The organism is Streptomyces sp. SM18, assembly GCF_002910775.2.
In the GTDB taxonomy this organism is placed as follows: domain Bacteria; phylum Actinomycetota; class Actinomycetes; order Streptomycetales; family Streptomycetaceae; genus Streptomyces; species Streptomyces halstedii.
The window spans coordinates 4695811-4712553 of record NZ_CP029342.1; the positions used below are offsets into that span (position 1 = coordinate 4695811).

The following is a 16743-nucleotide window of genomic DNA, read 5'->3' on the forward strand; positions in this document are numbered from 1 at the left end:
ACATTACCGCTCTCCACAACCATGCGCACCCCTCGTGCGTCGGTTCCCTAGGAGACGGGTGCTGATTCTCACGTCCGGAAAAGGCCGGATCGCTTGCCTTTTGTCCAAGCTTTCGGTGTTAGCTGGCACGTCTGACCGGAGCGGTTCGAGCAGAGGAACAGGAGCACCACAGCGATGGGTCGAGCGGATGCGCGTCGGGCTGCCGGGAGCGGCGGCATACGCAGGCTCTTCACCTGGCGGAAGTTGCTGGGCACCTTCTTCGGGCTCTGCCTGCTGGTGATGGGCGGTTTCGCGGCGCTCTACATGTACGTGGACGTCCCCCAGGCCAACGCCCAGGCCGAGAAGCAGAGCAACGTCTACAAGTACAGCGACGGCACCCTGCTGGCCCGCACCGGAAGCGGGGTCAACCGGGAGATAGTGGACCTCTCCGCCGTACCGAAGAAGGTCCAGCACGCCTTCGTCGCCGCCGAGAACAAGTCGTTCTACCGGGACAAGGGCGTCGACCTCAAGGGCACCACCCGCGGCCTGCTCAACACCCTGACCGGCAAGGGCAAGCAGGGCGGCTCCACGATCACCCAGCAGTACGTCAAGAACTACTACCTCACGCAGGACCAGACGGTCAGCCGCAAGCTCAAGGAACTGGTGATCTCGCTCAAGGTCGACCAGAGCACGAAGAAGGACGACATCCTCGCCGGGTACCTCAACACCGTGTACTACGGGCGCGGTGCCAGCGGCATCCAGGCGGCGGCCCAGGCCTACTACGGGGTCGACGCCGAGGACCTCGACGTCTCCCAGGGCGCCTACCTCGCGGCCCTGCTCCAGGCCCCCAGCCAGTACGACTGGGCGGTCGCCTCGGCGACCGGCAAGAAGCTCGTCAAGGAGCGCTGGGCCTACACCCTGGACAACATGGTCGACGAGGGGTGGCTCGACCCGGCCGAGCGCGCGAAGCTGACCTTCCCCGCCCCCGACGCGCCCAAGGCGGCGCCGGGCATGGAGGGCCAGACCGGCTATCTCGTCGAGGCCGCCAACCAGGAGATGGCACGGCAGGGCGTCACCGGGGAGATGCTCGACGCCGGCGGCTGGACGATCACCCTCAACATCGACAAGAAGAAGCAGAAGCAGCTGGAGAAGGCGGTCGACCGCAAGCTGGAGAGCCAGCTCGACCGGAAGGGCAACGCGACCGACGCGACCGTCCAGGCGGGCGCCACCTCGGTGGACCCGAAGACCGGCAAGGTGGTGGCGCTCTACGGCGGCGTCGGCGCCACGGAGCACTGGATATCCAACGCCACCCGCCAGGACTACCAGCCCGCCTCCACCTTCAAGCCGCTGGTGCTCGCCTCGGCCCTGGAGAACGGGTCGAAGACCCAGGACGGCAACCTGATCGGCCTCGACACGGTCTACGACGGCACCAGCAAGCGCCCCGTCGTCGGCAGCGACACCCCGTTCGCCCCGCAGAACGAGGACGACATCAGCTACGACCACCCCACCGTCCAGAAGGCGATGGACAAGTCGATCAACTCCGTCTTCGCGCAGATGGTCGTGGACGTCACCCCGAAGGCCGTGAAGAAGACCGCGCTCGCCCTCGGCGTACCGGACAAGAACTTCCCCGAACGCCCCGCCGTCACCCTGGGCACCATGAACGCCTCCACCTGGGACATGGCGGGCGTGTACGCCACCCTCGACAACCACGGCAAGAAGGTCACCCCGACCATCGTCAAGTCCGCCGAGCACCGCGACCGCACCATGGAGCCGGTCAAGGGCATCGGCGACCAGGTGATCAGCCGGGCGTCGGCCGACACCGTCACCAAGGCGCTGACCGAGGTCGTGGACATCGGCTCCGGTCACGAGGCCAACACCACCGCCTACGACGCGGCGGGCAAGACCGGCACCTCCGAGAACAACAAGTCCGCCTGGTTCGCCGCCTACACGCCCGAACTCTCCACGGTCGTCGCCCTGTACGGCGAGTCCACCAAGGAGGGCGGCGGACAGGTCACCCTGACCGGTACGGCCAACTCCGGCCGGGCCAACGGCGGCGGCTTCCCGGCGAGGATCTGGGCCGACTACACCCTGGGCGCCCTCGGTGGCGGCTCCGACGCCACCTTCGACCTGGAGGGCGTGGAACACGGCGAGGCGCCGCCGGTGACCAGGAGCCCCTCCAGCACACCGTCGGAGACCGAGGCACCCGAGAAGACACCGTCCGAAACGCCCTCGGCGCCCACCACGAGCCCCAGCGGGACTCCCGGCGAGGGGGAGTCGTCCCCGGCCGAGACACCCGGCGACACGCCCTCCTGGACGCCCAGCGGATCACCCAGCGCACCCGAGTGGCCCGGCGGTGAGGACCAGCCGCCGGGCGAACGGCCGGAGAACGGCGTGCTCGGTCAGTGAACCGGAGCGGCCCGCCGGGCCGGTGAACACGCGGGGAGGGGCGGTGCCGTCGGGCACCGCCCCTCCCCGCTTCCCCCGGCCGCTACGAGGCGGGCACGGCCATCTCGAACCAGACCACCTTGCCGGTGGAGAGCCGCGTCGCACCCCACCGCCTGGCCATCCGGTTGACCAGGAACAGACCCCGGCCGCCCTCGTCCGTCTCCCGTGCCCGGCGCTGCCGGGGCAGCTGCGGGGCGTCGTCGCCCACCTCGCAGCGCAGGATGTCGGTCCGCAGCAGCCGCAGCGTCACCGGGCGCTCCGCGTACCGCACGGCGTTGGTGACCACCTCGCTGACCAGCAGTTCCACCTCGTCCGCGAGATGGTCAAGCCCCCACCGCCCGAGCGCCCTGCGAGCCAGCCGGCGGGCCCGGCCGGGGGCCGCGTCCTCCGGGTCCAGGAACCAGTACGCCACGTCGCTCGGCGCGATCCCGTCGAAACGGGCGGCGAGCAGCGCGATGTCGTCGTCCCGGTCGCCGGGGCCCAGCATGTCCAGCACGTCGTCGCAGAGCGCCTCCAGCGGCGGCGAGTGGTCGGGACCGGTCAGCCGGGCGGTCGCCGCCAGCCGCTCCCGCAGCAGCTCGATCCCCGTCCACACGTCCCGCAGCCGCGACTCCACCAGACCGTCGGTGTACAGCAGCAGCGTGGCACCGGCCGGGGCGTCCAGCTCGACCGCCTCGAAGTCGACCCCGCCGACGCCGATCGGGGCACCCGGAGGCACCCGCAGCACCTCGGCCCGGCCGCCCAGATGCAGCAGGACCGGCGGCGGATGGCCGGCGTTGGCGACGGTGATCCGGTGCGCGACCGGGTCGTACACCGCGTACAGGCAGGTCGCCATGCGGTCGCTGCCGAGCCGCTGCGCCTGCTCGTCCAGGTGGTGCAGGACCTCCTGCGGCGGCAGGTCGAGTCCGGCGAGGGTCTGCGCGGTGGTGCGCAGCTGGCCCATGATCGCCGCCGAGGTCATCGAGTGGCCCATGACGTCACCGACGACCAGCGCGACCCGGCTGCCGGGCAGCGGGATCGCGTCGTACCAGTCGCCGCCCACCCGTGCCGTCTCCGCCGCCGGGAGATACCGCGAGGCCAGGCGTACGCCGGTGGGCTGGGGGAGCGAGTCGGGCAGCATCGTGCGCTGCAACTCGTCCGCGATGTACGCCTCCCGCCCGTACAGCATCGCTTTGTCGATGCCCAGCGCGGTGTGCGTGGCCAGTTGGGCCGCGACGAGCAGATCACCCGCCTCGAACGGCGCGCGTTCGGGGCCGCGCAGGAACACGGCGGCACCGATCACCCGCCGCCGGCCGCGCAGCGGGGCCAGGATCGCCCGGTGGCCGGTGGGTACGGTCCGCCCGGCGCCCAGCAGCTCGGGCACCGCGACACGGGCCGCAGCGGAGTCCCCGAAGACGGGGCGTACCCCGCGCAGCACCTCGGCGAGCGCACCGCCCGTACGCACCTCGCACAGATCCGCGGCGGGCAGCAGCCCGGCCTGCGGGTCGGTGACGGGCAGCCGCAGCCGTTCGCCCTCGGGCGCCGTCTCGCTCTCCTCGGTGGTGAGGCGCAGCCGGTCGGTGCGGCGCAGCCGCAGCACGAACGGGCTGACCGGCCGCTCGTCGCCCACCGGGAGCGGGTCGCGCAGATAGACGAGTATGGCGTCGGAGAAGGTCGGCACCGAGGCCCGGCAGAGCCCCAGCACGATCTCGTCCAGGTCCATGCCCCGGGCGATCCGGCGGGTCGCCGCGCCGACGAAGCGCAGCCGGTCCCCCTCGCGGCGGATGGCGGCCTGGCCGCCGTCGGCGGGTACGGCCTGCTCCCCGGCGGCCGGTCCCTGACCGGGCACGGCGGGGTTCGGGATCGCGGCGGTGGCGGCCGGCAGGGTTTCCTGCTGCCGGGGCCGGGCTCGCTCCTGCGGCCGGGCCGCGAGCGGCTGCCGGCCTTCGTGGGAGGTGGGATGCTCCGTCACGCGTGGGATTCCGTCCGTCCGGGCCGGTTGTATGAGGCATTCACCTCGTGGGGCGCCACTGTGCCCCGGCGAGAGCGGTGAAAACAACGGCTGTCACCGGGTGCCCCGGGGGACGGGGCCGAAACCGTGCGGCCGCGCACCGGTCCCGGGCAGCCCGACGCGGCGGCGGGGCGGCGTTCGGCGAGCACGTCTCCACCCCCTCGTAGTGGTTCGTGCGACCGCGTCGTACGTCCGGTTCCGTGGACCGGGCGCGTGGCGCGCGTCGTGCGGTGACTTGTGGTCAGCCCCCGTGCACCGTAGCGGCGTTGGTGTGCGCCGGTGCGGTGGAACGGTTCATCGAGGGCGATCCTACGTTCGTCCCCCTGGGGTGCGACAAGGGTCTCACGACGGGGTGCGGGAGGGGGTGCGGTCCCAGTCATCCGGGAGCGGCGGGACCGTCCACCGCGGGTCGGGGCGCCAGTGCTCCCAGCCGTCCCGGAACGGCGCGCCCCACGCGTGGATCACCTCGACCGCGGCCAGACCGGCCCGGCGCACCCGCTTCGCCGTGTCCGGGTCCATCAGCCCGACGCGCTGGGCCTGGGCGAACTCGTCCTCGTCGAGCCACTCCCAGCTGCGGTCGGGATGCACCGAGATGTCCAGGAAATGATCCTGGGAATCCACCCCACCGGCCCAGCGCGAGCGGGGCTCCTCCAGATTGACGTACCAGTTCCGGAAGACCCAGCCGCGGTCCCAGAACAGCCACACCGACCAGGGGTCGCCCGGCCGCGCCAGCTTGAGCACGCCCGAGCCGAACCACCGCGAACGCACCGTGGTGCGCGGCCGGGTGTAGCGGGTGGCGAGCGGCTCGGCGTGCACCTGGGTACCGTCGGCGAGCACCGGTCTGACGCACTCCGTACCGGAGGCCATCCACACCGCGAGCAGGTCGTCGGTGTCCTGGACGACGGTCACCGGCCGGCAGATGTGCACCCGGCGCCCGTCCGCGTTGCCCCGGTAGCGCCAGAGGATGTGGTCCCCCGGGGCCCACCGCGCGCCGTCTCCCGGGCCCGCCCCGGCGCCCGCTCCCGTACCCGCTTCCGTGGCTGTCATGAAGAGATCTTAGGGACGCGGACGCCCGCGCGGTACGGGACAGGTCACGGCCGGGTCATACGCAACACGTCCAGGGCGTCGTCGAGCTGTTCCAGCGTCAGCTCGCCGCGTTCGACGTACCCTTCCGCCAGCACGGTCTCCCGGATCGTGGTGCCCTCGGCGAGGGACTTCTTGGCGACCTTCGCCGCCTCCTCGTAGCCGATGTACCTGTTCAGCGGGGTCACGACCGACGGTGAGGACTCCGCGTACCGCCGGGCCCGTCCGGCGTCGGCCGTGACGCCGTCCACCGTGCGGTCGGCGAGCAGCCGGGAGGCGTTGGCGAGCAGCCGCACCGACTCCAGCAGGTTCCGCGCCATCACCGGGAGCATCACGTTGAGTTCGAAGTTGCCCGCGGCCCCGGCCGCGGCGACGGTGGCGTCGTTGCCGACGACCTGGGCGGCGACCATCAGCACGGCCTCCGGGACCACCGGGTTGACCTTGCCCGGCATGATCGACGAACCGGGCTGGAGGTCCGGCAGGACGATCTCCGCCAGCCCGGTGCGCGGACCGGACGCCATCCAGCGCAGGTCGTTGCAGATCTTGGTGAGGGAGACGGCCACGGTCCGCAGCTGACCGGACGCCTCGACCAGCCCGTCACGGGCACCCTGCGCCTCGAAGTGGTCGCGGGCCTCGGTGAGCGGGAGGCCCGTCGTACGGGCGACCTCGGCGATCACGGCGGCGGAGAAACCGGGCGGGGTGTTGATGCCGGTGCCCACCGCCGTACCGCCGAGGGGCAGTTCGGCGAGCCGGGGCAGCGAGGCGGTCAGCCGCTCGACGCCGTACCGGATCTGCGCCGCGTAGCCGCCGAACTCCTGCCCCAGGGTGACCGGGGTGGCGTCCATCAGGTGCGTACGGCCCGCCTTCACGACGTCCGCGAATTCGGCTGATTTCCGCTCCAGCGAGGCGGCCAGGTGCTCCAGGGCCGGGATCAGGTCCGTACGGACGGACGCGGTCGCGGCGATGTGGATCGACGAGGGGAACACGTCGTTGGACGACTGCGAGGCGTTGACGTGGTCGTTGGGATGGACCGGGCGGCCCAGCCGCTCCGTCGCGAGCGTGGCCAGCACCTCGTTGGTGTTCATGTTGGAGGAGGTGCCCGAACCCGTCTGGAAGACGTCCACCGGGAAATGCTCGTCCCACCACCCCGCCACCACCTCGGCGGCGGCTTCCTGAATGGCGTCCGCGATGTCCGCGTCCAGCACCTTCAGTTCGGCGTTGACCTTGGCCGCGGCGGCCTTGATCCGGCCCAGCGCCTCGATATGGGCCCGTTCCAGACGTTGTCCGGAAATCGGGAAATTCTCCACGGCGCGCTGTGTCTGCGCCCGCCACTTGGCGTGCGCGGGGACTTTCACCTCGCCCATCGAGTCGTGCTCGACGCGGTACTCCGTGTCCTCGGCCGATCCGTCCATGGTGTATCAACCCTCCTGATGGAGATGAGCGTGCGGTGCGCGCCGCGTATTCCCGGAGCCACCGCCGCCAGTAAATACCGGGGGCGCGCCGACGGGCCGTCAGGAACGCGGCGAGCCGGGCCGGACGGCCCGGTGCCGGGAAACGCCGCGGGGGCGTTCCGGCCGCGACCGGAACACCCCCGCGGTGGTGGAAGCGGTGGGGCGCGTCAGCCCAGACCGGGGCCGCGCACCGGAATGCTGGTGAAGGTCGGCGCGGGGGCCGGCTCGGTGAAGAAGTCGTTGCCCTTGTCGTCCACGACGACGAACGCGGGGAAGTCCTCGACCTCGATCCGCCACACCGCCTCCATGCCGAGCTCCTCGTACTCGACGACCTCGACCTTCTTGATGCAGTCCTGCGCCAGCCGGGCCGCCGGGCCGCCGATCGAGCCCAGGTAGAAGCCGCCGTGCGCGTCGCAGGCGTCCGTGACCTGCTTGGACCGGTTGCCCTTGGCGAGCATCACCTTGGAGCCGCCCGCCGCCTGGAACTGGGCGACGTAACTGTCCATGCGGCCGGCCGTGGTCGGGCCGAAGGAACCGGACGCGTACCCCTCGGGGGTCTTCGCCGGGCCCGCGTAGTACACCGGGTGGTCCTTCAGGTACCGCGGCATCTCCTCGCCCGCGTCCAGCCGCTCCTTGATCTTGGCGTGCGCGATGTCCCGGGCCACGACCAGCGGGCCGGTCAGCGAGAGCCGCGTCTTGACCGGGTACTTGGTGAGCTCGGCGAGGATCTCGTCCATCGGCCGGTTCAGGTCGACGCGCACGACGTCACCGTCGGCTTCGAGCTGCTCGTCGGTGGTGTCCGGGAGGAAGCGCGCCGGGTCCTTCTCCAACTGCTCCAGGAAGACGCCCTCGGCGGTGATCTTCGCGGTCGCCTGGCGGTCGGCCGAGCAGGACACGGCGATGGCGACGGGCAGCGAGGCCCCGTGCCGGGGGAGGCGGACCACCCGCACGTCGTGGCAGAAGTACTTGCCGCCGAACTGCGCGCCGATACCGATCTTCTGCGTCAGCTCGAAGACCTTCTGCTCCAGGTCCTTGTCCCGGAACCCGTGGCCGGTCGGGGACCCCTCGGCGGGCAGCTCGTCCAGGTAGTGCGCGGAGGCGTACTTGGCGGTCTTCAGCGCGAACTCGGCCGACGTACCGCCGACGACGATCGCCAGGTGGTACGGCGGGCAGGCGGCCGTACCCAGCGAGCGGATCTTCTCCTCCAGGAACCGCATCATGGAGGCCTCGTTGAGGACCGCCTTGGTCTCCTGGTAGAGGAACGACTTGTTGGCCGAGCCGCCGCCCTTCGCCATGAAGAGGAACTTGTAGGCGCCGCCGTCGGTGGCGTACAGCTCGATCTGCGCCGGCAGGTTCGACCCGGTGTTCTTCTCGTCCCACATGGTCAGCGGGGCCATCTGCGAATAGCGCAGGTTGAGCTTGGTGTACGCGTCGAAGACGCCCCGCGACAGGGCCTCTTCGTCACCGCCCTCGGTCAGTACGTCCTGCCCGCGCTTGCCCATGACGATCGCCGTGCCGGTGTCCTGGCACATCGGCAGGACACCCGCGGCGGCGATGTTCGCGTTCTTCAGGAGGTCCAGCGCCACGAACTTGTCGTTCGAGGAGGCCTCCGGGTCGTCCACGATGCGCCGCAGCTGTGCCAGATGGGAGGGGCGCAGATAGTGCGAGATGTCGTGCATGGCCTCGGCGGCCAGCGTGCGCAGGGCCTCCGGAGTCACCTTGAGGAACGTACGGCCGTCGGCCTCGAAGGTCGAGACGCCCTCGGAGGTCACCAGCCGGTACGGTGTGGTGTCCTCTCCCAGGGGAAGCAGGTCGGAGTACGCAAACTCTGGCATTACGGCCATTCCTCACTCGGCGACAGCGGCTGACCTCCCTCGGGCAGCGCACCCACCAGAGTAGAGCGACGCGGGTCCGCCGGGCTTGTGAGGTAAGGCTCACCAGGGCCGGGCCCGCGGGAGCGGGTACGGGGACGGGCGCGGGGCCCCGGACGCCGGGGGCGGACCCGAGGGTCGAACGCGGGTCGCGGAGGGCAGGGTTCCGCTTGCCGGTGGCAGGGCGGTGGCAGCCGGATCCCGAGCGACGGCGGTCCGGGTACTGGTCGCGATCTATCGCGTTTGGGTAGTCTGGGGCGGTGGACCTCGAAAAGCAGCCCCAGCAGCCCGTCGCTCCGGCCGGTCCCGCGCCCGCCGGGCCCGAACCCGTGGGCATCCGTGCCTCGGACGCGGACCGCGACCGGATCGCGGACATCCTGCGGGAGGCCATGGCGGAGGGCCGGCTGACCGCCGACGAACACGCCGAGCGGGTCGACCTGGTCTACCGGGCGAAGACGGTGGGCGAGCTGGAACCGCTGGTGCGTGACCTTCCGGCGGCCGGACCCGCCCCCGGCCGGCAGACCGCCTCGCCCTACACCTACGGCCCCGAGGCGCCGTCCGGCCCCGCCGAGAACCTGGTGGCCGTCTTCAGCAGCTCGACACGCAGGGGCCGTTGGCGGGTGGGCGGCCGGACGAACGCCTTCGCCCTGTTCGGAAGCGTCGAGATCGACCTGACCGAGGCCCTTTTCGGTCAGCGTCTGACCGTCATCAACGCCACGTCGATCTTCGGCAGCGTCGAGGTCAAGGTGCCGGAGAACATCTCGCTGCACGGCAGCGGCACGGGTATTTTCGGCAATTTCGAGGTCGACACACTGGAATCGGCCGACCCTGAAGCCCCGGTGGTCGTGGTGAACGGCTATTCCGTATTCGGGAATGTCGAGGCAAAACCCAAGCGTGGCAAGCTGATTGCCAATCTCCACCAGCAGTTGCGCAAACACCTCGGCCGCTGAGCCGGCCCGGCCGATTCCGATCGCATTCCAGCCAGAAGGCGATCGGAACGCATTACGGATGCCGGGTCGCGGGGCCACTCAGTGCATAGGCGTGCGTACAGCGGGTAGGGACTGCTGCATCGTCTCTCGCTCGCGAAGCCGTCGTCAGGAGTGGACCGTGCTGCAACCGCCGCATCAGCCCCTGCAGGTCGCCGCTGTGCCGTCCCAGCGCCTTTCCGCGCGGGAGGATCAGGCGGGTCCCTGGCATGCGGAGGCGGTGTGCCGCCGGGACGAAGCCGGGCTGTTCTTCGCCCCGTCGAAGGAGCCGACCGCCGCCCGGCTGTCCCGTGAGGAGGCCGCGAAGCAGGTCTGCGCACGCTGTCCGGTGATGGTGGAGTGCCGGGAGCACGCGCTGATACAGCCCGAGCCGTACGGCGTCTGGGGCGGCCTCACCGCCGCCGAACGGCGCGTGGTGCTGGCCCGGAGGCGCAGGCGCGACATCGAGCTCACGGCCTCCCGTATCGCCGCGGCGGGCTGACACCGGCCCGCGGGGCCGCCCTGTACCGCCACGCCTCCCGTACTGCCGCTCGTGCCGTGCCGCCACCTGTCCCGTACCGCCGCCCGCCGCGCCCCGACGCGGCGTGAGAGCCGGCGGGGTCGCGGGTGGCGGGGTCGGTGATCCGGCCAGGACCGGAGCCGGAAGGCGGAGGGGCCCCGGACCGGAGCTACTTGGCCCGGTCGAAGTCGATCGCGCTGTAGGCGCGCAGCTTCGACAACCGGTGGGTGGAATCGATTCTGCGGATCGTGCCCGACTTGGACCGCATCACCAGGGACTCGGTGGTGGCCGTCTCCGAGCGGTACCGCACACCGCGCAGGAGCTCACCGTCGGTGATGCCGGTGGCCACGAAGAACACGTTGTCCCCGCTGACGAGGTCGTCGGTGGAGAGCACCCGGTCCAGGTCGTGCCCGGCGTCCAGCGCCTTGCGGCGTTCGGCCTCGTCCTTCGGCCAGAGCTTGCCCTGGATGACGCCGCCGAGGCACTTTATGGCGCACGCCGAGATGATCCCCTCGGGGGTGCCGCCGATGCCCATGAGCAGGTCCACGCCGGTCCCCTCGCGGGCCGCCATGATCGAGCCGGCCACGTCCCCGTCGGAGATGAACCTGATCCGGGCGCCCGTCTCGCGGATCTCCTTGACGATGCCTTCGTGCCGGGGGCGGTCGAGGACGACGACCGTGACGTCCTCGGGCGCCGAGTTCTTGGCCCTGGCCACCCGCCGGATGTTCACCGACACGGGCGCGTCGATGTCGACGAAGTCGGCGGCCTCGGGGCCGGTGACCAGCTTGTCCATGTAGAAGACCGCGGAGGGGTCGAACATCGCCCCGCGGTCGGCGGCCGCCAGGACGGCGATCGCGTTCGGCATGCCCTTGGCGTTGAGGGTCGTGCCGTCGATCGGGTCGACGGCGATGTCGACCTCGGCACCGGTCCCGTCACCGACCCGTTCGCCGTTGAACAGCATGGGGGCCTCGTCCTTCTCGCCTTCACCGATGACGACGACGCCGTTCATCGAGACGGTGGAGACGAGGGTGCGCATGGCCTTCACCGCGGCGCCGTCGGCGCCGATCTTGTCGCCGCGGCCGACCCAGCGCCCGGCGGCCATGGCGGCGGCCTCGGTGACCCGGACGAGTTCCAGGGCCAGGTTGCGGTCCGGGGCTTCCGGGGAGACCTCGAGCTGGGACGGCAGATGATGCTCGGACATCGGAGCGCACCTTTCTGTACGACGACGACCGGAAAAGAGGGTGCTGTGACTCTATCGGTAGGTCTATAAAATGAGCAGAGCGGGTCACGGATGAGCGGACGCCCGCCGGACGGCCGTCCGAGGGCCCATGCCACCATTGACCCCGTGGCAAGCAAGCGAGGCAAGCAGACCGTCCGGGACATGTTCCTGTCGATGCTCGTGATCACCGCAGTGGCGGGTGTCGCCTACATCTTCATCCCGCACGACGAGGAGGCCGACCCGATCAAGGCGGTCGACTACCGGGTCGAACTCGCCACCGCGAGGCGCGCGGCGCCGTACCCGGTGGCGGCCCCGGCCGGGCTCCCCGAGGGCTGGAAGGCGACCTCGGTCTCGTACCAGGGGCACAACGGCTCCGGCTGGCACCTCGGCTACCTGGACCCGGACCGGCGGTACGTGGCGGTGGAGCAGTCGACGGCCCCGGCCAAGAAGTACGTGCCCGTGGTCAGCCAGGACGCCAAGAACACCGGACAGACGCGAGAGGTCGCCGGGCAGGAGTGGGAGGTCTGGAAGGGCCCCAAGTACGACGCGCTCGTGCTGCACGCCGAAGGGGTGACGACCGTGGTCACCGGCTCGGCGCCCACCGGCCGGCTGGTGGAGATGGCCGAGGCCCTCGAAACGGCTCCGGAGCCCGCCGAGGACCCCTCGGCGCCCTCCGCGTCCTCCGAACCGGCCACCGAGTCGTCCTCCGGCGCGTCCACCGACCCGTCGAAGGCGCCTGCGGCTTCCTGACCGTGGCGCCCGTACCTCCCCGTGGTGCGTAGTGCCCATACCGCCCGCACACGGCATGCCGAAGGCCCCGCGACATCGACATCGCGGGGCCTTCGTCGTGCCGGTGCGCCCACCCCGGGTCCGCTCGGGGATCCGAATGGTCCGGGGTCCGATGGTCCTCGGTGGCGGGGTGGGGCCGGGAGGATCAGACGGTCGTGACGACCTCGTCGTAGGACAGGCGCGGCAGGCGCGGGAACCAGGCGTCCTCGCCGGGCTTGCCGATGTTGACGACCATGAGGAGCTTGTGGTCGCCGTCCAGGAACTCCTTCTCGATGCCCGCGGCGTCGTACCCGGTCATCGGACCGGCGGCCAGGCCCGCGGCGCGGACGCCGATGATGAAGTAGGCGGCCTGGAGCGAGGCGTTCAGCGCGGCGGCCTGCTCGCGGACCGGGCGCTCGGAGAAGAACGCGTCCTTGGCCTGCGGGAAGTGGGGCAGGAGCGCGGGCAGTTCCTCGTGGAACTCGTTGTCCGCGACGAGCAGCGCGACGAGCGGGGCGGTGGAGGTCTTGGCCTGGTTGCCCTCGGCCATGTGCCGCACGAGGCGCTCGCGGCCCTCGGTCGAGCGGACCAGGACGATCCGCAGCGGCGACTGGTTGAAGGCGGTCGGGCCGTACTTGACCAGGTCGTAGATCGCCTGGACCTGCTCGTCGGTCACCGGCTCGTCCGTGAAGGTGTTGGCGGTGCGTGCCTCTCGGAAGAGGAGGTCCTGGGCGGTGGGGTCAAGGATGAGGGACATCTGTGGAACTACCTTCCGGATAACTACGGTCGAGCAACTGGATCACCGTAACCGAGAGATAGATTAAACTTCAACTAAATCGATGTGAGGTGACTCACCGCCCGTACGCCTCCCGGACCGCCCCCGACCTCGTCATCCACCCTGGCCAGGCCCCTTGCGCCACACGTCCCGGGCGGCCGTGGCGGCACAGCCCTCCGAGGCACGGGGGACGTGGTACGGAAGAGAAGCCCCGGAAGTCCGCAACGGCCCGCGGGGCCACGGAACGGGCGGGGCGGGAGTGAGAGCTCTGGGGACGAGCGGTGGTGGTGTGGCCGCCGCCCGAAACACGGCGCGAGTCGGCCGGGCGTCCCGTCAGCCGGGCGTCGCCCGTCGGCACCGGGGTCCGGCGGCGGACCAGGGCCGGGTAGCGCGGGGCCAGGGCCCGGTAGCGGGGCTCGGCCGACGGTGGCGAACCAGGGCCCGGTAGCCCGGGGAGGCCCGCCTGACGGCGGCGGACCAGCGCCCGGCAGAGGCGGATCAGCTCAGTCCGAACTCTCCCCGTCGCCGCCACCGGCGCCGCCCTCCACAGGCTTCTCCGGCGGGCCGGCCAGCGCCGCGTCCAGCCGGGCGCGGGCCCCCTCCAGCCAGTGCCGGCACACCTTCGCCAGCTCCTCGCCGCGCTCCCACAGGGCCAGCGACTCCTCCAGCGTCGTGCCGCCCGCCTCCAGGCGGCGCACGACCTCGATCAGTTCGTCGCGCGCCTGCTCGTAGCCGAGCGTGCCCGTCTCGGCCACAGCCGCCGTCCCCTCGTCCGTCATGTCATTCACCCTAACGACCTCCTTCGCACCGGAGAGCGGGCTCCCGACGCCCCACGTCTCGTCCTGCCGCACTGCCGCCGTTCGACGACGACGCTCCGCGCCGCCCACCCGGGCGCGACCGTGAGCCGCTCACCCCTCCACCCGCACCGTGAACTCGCCGTCCGACACCCGCGCCCGCAACTCCTCGCCCGGTGCCCCGGCATCGGCGGGGGAGCGCACCACATGCCCGTCCGGCCGCTGGAGCACCGCGTACCCCCGCTCCAGCGTCGCCGCGGGGGACAGCGCCACCACCCGGGCCCGCGTGTGCGCCAGCTCCGAGTCCGCGCGGTCCAGCAGATGCCCCAGCACCCGGCGGCTCCGGCCGACCAGCGCGTCCACCTCCGCCTCGCGTTCGTCCACCATCCGCCGCGGGTGTTCCATCGAGGGACGGCCCAGCGCGTGCGCCAGCCCACGCTCCTCCCGGTCCAGCAGACCCCGCACGGTCCGCAGCGCCCGGTCCCTCAACTGCTGGACCCGGTCCAGCTCCTCACCCACGTCCGGCACGATCTTCTTCGCCGCGTCCGTCGGCGTCGAGGCCCGCAGATCGGCCACCAGGTCGAGCAGCGGGGAGTCGGGTTCATGGCCGATCGCCGAGACCACCGGCGTACGGCACGCGGCCACCGCCCTGATCAACTGCTCGTCGGAGAACGGCAACAGGTCCTCCACGCTGCCGCCGCCCCGCGCGACCACGATGACATCGACGCCGGGCATCCCGTCCAGCTCCCGCACCGCCTGGACGACCTGGTTCACCGCGTGCACCCCCTGGACGGCGGTGTTGCGCACCTCGAACCGCACGGCCGGCCAGCGCCGCCGGGCGTTCTCCAGGACGTCGCGTTCGGCGGCCGAGGCCCGGCCGCAGACCAGGCCGATCAGCTGCGGCAGGAACGGCAGCGGCCGCTTGCGGTCCAGGGCGAACAGTCCCTCGGCGGCCAGCGACTTCTTCAGCTGCTCCAGCCGCACGAGCAGCTCGCCGATGCCCACGGGGCGTATCTCCGTGGCCCGGAGGGACAACTGGCCCCGGGGCGCGTACCACTCGGGCTTGGCGAGGACGACGACCCGCGCGCCCTCGGTCACCACATCGGCGATCCGGTCGAACACCTGGCGGAAGCAGGTCACGCTCACCGAGATGTCATGGGACGGGTCGCGCAGCGTCAGGAAGACCACCCCGGCGCCGGGCCGCCGCGACAGCTGGGTGATCTGCCCCTCGACCCAGACCGCCCCGAGCCGGTCGATCCACCCGCCGATCAGCCGCGACACGTCGCCGACGGGCAGCGGGGCTTCCGGTGACGTAGTGAGAGCCATACGGGCGAGCGTAACGGCCGCCACCGACATCCAGGCCCCAACCGGGGCCGCCTGCGGCCCGAGGCCTCCCACCGTCGGGGCTCACCCGGGGTCGCCCACGGCCAGGCCCCGCCCGAGGCGCGCCCCGGTCAGGCCGCCCGGCGGCGCCACTGGAACGCGAGCACCACCAGGCCCACCGCCAGCCAGCACAGCCCGACGATCTGGGCACTGGTCGTGGCCTCCCAGATCACCGCGATCAGCACACCCGCGCCCACCACCGGCACCAGCACGTGCCGCCACCAGCTCGGCGGCCCCTCCATCCGGCGTACGGCGAACCAGCCCACCACCGACGCGTGCAGCAGGACGAACGCGGTCAGCGCCCCGATGTCCACCACGGACACCAGATGATCGAGCCCGTCGGCGCTCCGGGCCGCCCACACCGCCGCCACCATCGTCACGATCGCCGCACCCAGGATCGCCACCCGGGGCACCCCGGACTTCGGGTCCACCCGGGACAGCACCGAGGGAAGCCGCCGCTCCCGGGCCATCGCGAAGACCAGCCGCCCGGCCGCCGCCTGCCCGGCCAGCGCCGCGAAGGCCGCCCCGATCGCCTTGCTGACGGCCACCAGGTCGTGCAGCCAGGTCCCGACCGAGGCGTCCACCGTGTCGTAGAACGCGGACCCCTGCTTCGCCGGGTCGGCCGCCAGCTCCGCGGAGGACACCGGCTCCAGCAGCGCCGCCAGATACGACTGGACCACGAACAGCGTCCCCGCCAGCACCAGGCAGAACAGCACCGCGCGGGCCACCTTCGCCGAGCCCCCCGTCACCTCCTCGGCGAACGAGGCGATCGCGTCGAAGCCCAGATACGACAGCACCGCGACGGACACCGCCCCCAGCACCGCCGTCATCGAGAAATGGGTGTCCCCGGCCAGCGGCGTCAGCCAGCCGCGCCGTGCCCCGTCCCGGACGAGTACGGCCGCCGCCGCCCCCACGAACACCGCCAGCACCACGATCTCCATGGCGAGCACCGCGAAACCCACCCGGGCCGCCGTCCGTACGCCCCAGAGGTTGAGCGCCGTGGTCACGACGACCGCGATCGCCGTCCACACCCACTGCGACACCTCCGGGACGAGCGCGTTCATCGCGATCCCGGAGAAGAGGTAGGCGACGGCGGGGATGAGCAGGTAGTCCAGCATCGCCATCCACCCCGCGATGAAGCCGGGCCCCTGCCCGAGCCCCTTGCGCGCGTAGGCGAACACCGAACCGGCCATCGGGGCGACCCGGACCATCTGCGCGTAGCTGAAGGCGGTGAAGGCCATCACGACGGTGGCCACGAGGTAGACGAGCGCCACCGCGCCGTCCGACTTCGCGTCCAGCGTGCCGAACACGCCGACCGGGGCCATCGGGGCGATGAACAGCAACCCGTAGACCACCAGGTCTCTGAACCCGAGCGTCCTGTGCAGCCCCGTCCGCTCCGTACTGCTGCCGGCCATGAACCCTCCGTCGCTCGATCGCGTACGCAGTCGCTCGATCACGTACGCACCAGTCTCCCGACCCCCGGCCGTCCCGCGCCTCTCC

At 71.6% G+C, this 16743-nt stretch carries 13 protein-coding genes; 4 read left to right on the forward strand and 9 right to left on the reverse strand.

Going from position 1 to position 16743, the window contains the following annotated elements; all coding sequences use genetic code 11:
• The first annotated feature begins 174 nt into the window (after positions 1-174).
• Complete coding sequence (locus B9S64_RS21395; protein ID WP_103492650.1) at positions 175-2385, forward strand: transglycosylase domain-containing protein; 2211 nt, start codon at positions 175-177, stop codon at positions 2383-2385.
• An 82-nt stretch (positions 2386-2467) separates the two neighbouring features.
• Here B9S64_RS21395 and B9S64_RS21400 read toward each other — a convergent pair whose 3' ends face one another.
• The 4 genes from B9S64_RS21400 to B9S64_RS21415 form a co-directional block, all read right to left on the reverse strand.
• Positions 2468-4375 (reverse strand): ATP-binding SpoIIE family protein phosphatase, encoded by a 1908-nt coding sequence (locus tag B9S64_RS21400; RefSeq protein ID WP_103492649.1) that lies wholly within the window; start codon positions 4373-4375, stop codon positions 2468-2470.
• Positions 4376-4756: 381 nt separating this feature from the next.
• The gene (locus tag B9S64_RS21405) at positions 4757-5461 is read right to left on the reverse strand and encodes a DUF402 domain-containing protein (protein WP_103492648.1); all 705 of its coding nucleotides are present in this window, start codon (positions 5459-5461) and stop codon (positions 4757-4759) included.
• Positions 5462-5505: 44 nt separating this feature from the next.
• Positions 5506-6909, reverse strand: coding sequence for an aspartate ammonia-lyase (locus B9S64_RS21410; RefSeq protein WP_103492647.1), 1404 nt, complete (start codon positions 6907-6909; stop codon positions 5506-5508).
• A gap of 206 nt (positions 6910-7115) precedes the next feature.
• On the reverse strand, positions 7116-8783 hold the full coding sequence (locus B9S64_RS21415) for a fumarate hydratase (RefSeq protein WP_181012394.1): 1668 nt from the start codon (positions 8781-8783) through the stop codon (positions 7116-7118).
• A 296-nt stretch (positions 8784-9079) separates the two neighbouring features.
• Between B9S64_RS21415 and B9S64_RS21420 the strand changes: the two genes are divergently transcribed.
• A complete protein-coding gene (locus B9S64_RS21420) occupies positions 9080-9769 on the forward strand; it encodes a DUF1707 domain-containing protein (RefSeq protein WP_103492645.1) in 690 nt (229 codons plus the stop codon).
• Between the two features lie 157 nt (positions 9770-9926).
• Complete coding sequence (locus B9S64_RS21425; RefSeq protein WP_093528471.1) at positions 9927-10286, forward strand: WhiB family transcriptional regulator; 360 nt, start codon at positions 9927-9929, stop codon at positions 10284-10286.
• Positions 10287-10473: 187 nt separating this feature from the next.
• On the opposite strand, the gene glpX is transcribed toward B9S64_RS21425, so the two are convergent.
• Positions 10474-11505: a class II fructose-bisphosphatase gene (gene glpX / locus B9S64_RS21430; protein WP_028438989.1), complete on the reverse strand. Its 1032-nt coding sequence runs from the start codon at positions 11503-11505 to the stop codon at positions 10474-10476.
• Between the two features lie 90 nt (positions 11506-11595).
• Here glpX and B9S64_RS21435 point away from each other — a divergent pair, with 90 nt between their 5' ends.
• On the forward strand, positions 11596-12273 hold the full coding sequence (locus tag B9S64_RS21435) for a DUF4245 domain-containing protein (protein ID WP_181012393.1): 678 nt from the start codon (positions 11596-11598) through the stop codon (positions 12271-12273).
• 184 nt (positions 12274-12457) lie between these two features.
• Here B9S64_RS21435 and B9S64_RS21440 read toward each other — a convergent pair whose 3' ends face one another.
• From B9S64_RS21440 to B9S64_RS21455, 4 genes are all read right to left on the reverse strand, one after another.
• Positions 12458-13048, reverse strand: coding sequence for a malonic semialdehyde reductase (locus B9S64_RS21440; RefSeq protein WP_103492643.1), 591 nt, complete (start codon positions 13046-13048; stop codon positions 12458-12460).
• A 521-nt stretch (positions 13049-13569) separates the two neighbouring features.
• Positions 13570-13845 carry an exodeoxyribonuclease VII small subunit gene (locus tag B9S64_RS21445; protein ID WP_103492642.1) on the reverse strand — a complete coding sequence of 92 codons (276 nt, stop codon included), beginning with the start codon at positions 13843-13845 and terminating at the stop codon, positions 13570-13572.
• A 129-nt stretch (positions 13846-13974) separates the two neighbouring features.
• Entirely contained in the window at positions 13975-15186 is a 1212-nt protein-coding gene (gene xseA / locus B9S64_RS21450) for an exodeoxyribonuclease VII large subunit (RefSeq protein WP_030627900.1), read from the reverse strand.
• 128 nt (positions 15187-15314) lie between these two features.
• The gene (locus tag B9S64_RS21455) at positions 15315-16658 is read right to left on the reverse strand and encodes an APC family permease (protein WP_103492641.1); all 1344 of its coding nucleotides are present in this window, start codon (positions 16656-16658) and stop codon (positions 15315-15317) included.
• Between the last annotated feature and the right edge of the window lie 85 nt (positions 16659-16743).